5 protein-coding genes are annotated in these 1,768 nt (G+C 42.7%); all 5 read left to right on the forward strand.

Annotated elements, in window-relative coordinates:
• Positions 1-221: 221 nt before the first annotated feature.
• Positions 222-431: a hypothetical protein gene (locus tag BN93_RS16665; RefSeq protein ID WP_077491392.1), complete on the forward strand. Its 210-nt coding sequence runs from the start codon at positions 222-224 to the stop codon at positions 429-431.
• Between the two features lie 12 nt (positions 432-443).
• Entirely contained in the window at positions 444-662 is a 219-nt protein-coding gene (locus BN93_RS06245) for a hypothetical protein (RefSeq protein WP_004365312.1), read from the forward strand.
• Between the two features lie 11 nt (positions 663-673).
• On the forward strand, positions 674-955 hold the full coding sequence (locus tag BN93_RS06250) for a hypothetical protein (protein ID WP_019187478.1): 282 nt from the start codon (positions 674-676) through the stop codon (positions 953-955).
• A gap of 12 nt (positions 956-967) precedes the next feature.
• Positions 968-1,558, forward strand: a complete 591-nt coding sequence (locus BN93_RS06255; RefSeq protein ID WP_019187479.1) for a hypothetical protein — start codon at positions 968-970, stop codon at positions 1,556-1,558.
• A 17-nt stretch (positions 1,559-1,575) separates the two neighbouring features.
• Positions 1,576-1,768 (forward strand): PcfK-like family protein (locus BN93_RS06260; RefSeq protein ID WP_019187480.1); only part of this gene is annotated, 193 nt, incomplete at its 3' end.

Here is a 1,768-nt window from a genome sequence, read left to right on the forward strand (position 1 = left end):
AACGACAATCTCCACACTTCCATTTCATTGCAGGTAGTATTCTCGCCGTAAAACCTTGTTTGTCCTAAGCCCTACCTTTTTACGCCTCTGAAACGAAAACGACCGACCCGACGGAAAGACGCATAAAAAAAATGTCGGAAACACGAGGACAGAGAACATTAAAATGGAAACTCAACTCCCTCGCCTCTGGAATCCGCATAAAATCAAAAAAATCAGACAAGATGAAACTGAGATACAAAATATCAATTTGGGTGGTACTTGCACTCGCAGGCTCTCTCCTTTGGGGCGGAAGCGTCTGGCTTTGGCTGGTAGGGATATGTGCAGGGAAATTCCTTATTCGGCTACTCCTTACCATCACTTTGGCAATCGCAGTGTACATCTTGGCTTATACCCTCATCATCGGAGGAATACTTTGGTTACTCATTTCTTAAACAGACAGATATATGAAAAGAAGAAGCAAGACAATCGCACAGCAATGCAGATACTACGAAGTGGACAACATCTTCGAGTATATGGTATCGGTTTACCTCAACGGAAACATATCCGCCTTTGGGGAACTATACAAGGAACTCAATCGGAAAGACAGAAAGGAGTTTATCACCTATCTCTTTTCAGAGGTTGCCCCTACCCATATCCAAGAAATCATTTTAGCAACAATCTAAACATAGGAACAATGGAAGCATTCAGATTTTACCAAGACCGAAAGGTTACTTGTTGGGAACGCACCCACTTTGAAGTAACAGCCGAGAATTACGAGGAAGCCGTTGCTCTTGTCAAGTCGTGGCAAGGTGAGGACGCTCTCTGTTTTGAGGACAACGAGAAAGTCATCATTACGGACGGAGAAACATTATATGACACCTCCGAAAGCCTATCCGTAGAGGAAAACGGAGGGAAACCTACTATCGAGGTCTTTGCGGACAATGGAGAAGACATCATCAATAATACAGCCCGATAACACCAAACGAATATGAGAACGGAAACAAGAACATACGAGGTATATAACCTTCACGAACTGACCAAAGAGGCACAAGCAAAGGCACACAGCCATTGGGCGGAACATTTCAACTATGGTTGGGACGAAGAAAACCGAAAGACATTGCAAGCTTTTGAACAGACATTCAATATCAAGGTGGACAGATGGTCATACGATGATTATTCCTATTGGTATCGTTTCACTTCTCATTACAGAGAGGAAGAAGATAATTTGAAAGGGGTTAGACTTCTGAAATACCTTGTCAATAACTATTGGAACGACTTGTATATACCCAAAACCATTTGGGGACACAATTACAAGACAAAGCGCAAGAGCCGTGTATTCGTCACCAATGATTGTGTTTTGACGGGCTATTATATGGACTATGAGATATTACAGCCTATATACGACTTTCTGAAAGCCCCCGACAACACCACCCTTTACGAACTTATGAACAAGTGCTTAAACGGCTTTTTCAAGGCTTGCAGGGACGATATGGAATATCAACTCAGCGAAGAAGCCTTTGCCGAGAGTTGCGAAGCCAACAACTACGAATTTCTATCCGACGGAACATTATTCAACTGATTAAAACATCAAAGACAATGAAAGGTACAGAACATTTCAAGGACGTTATCCAAAACTATTTGGAAACCAGAGCATCATACGATGAACTCTTTGCAGAGAGTTTCCGCAAGGAGAATAAAAACATAGACGAGTGCATTACCTACATCTTGACGGAAGTCCAAAGAATGGGGTGTGCAGGTCTGTCCGATGAGGAGGTATATTCCCTTGCCG

It is taken from the genome of Prevotella conceptionensis 9403948 (assembly GCF_000312305.1).
Taxonomy (GTDB): Bacteria; Bacteroidota; Bacteroidia; order Bacteroidales; family Bacteroidaceae; genus Prevotella; species Prevotella conceptionensis.

Bases quoted from the DNA above. Each gene is read 5' to 3' on its own strand.
- BN93_RS16665 (WP_077491392.1), top strand. From the start codon at position 222: ATGAAACTGAGATACAAAATATCAATTTGGGTGGTACTTGCACTCGCA.
- BN93_RS06255 (WP_019187479.1), top strand. From the start codon at position 968: ATGAGAACGGAAACAAGAACATACGAGGTATATAACCTTCACGAACTG.
- BN93_RS06245 (WP_004365312.1), top strand. From the start codon at position 444: ATGAAAAGAAGAAGCAAGACAATCGCACAGCAATGCAGATACTACGAA.
- BN93_RS06250 (WP_019187478.1), top strand. From the start codon at position 674: ATGGAAGCATTCAGATTTTACCAAGACCGAAAGGTTACTTGTTGGGAA.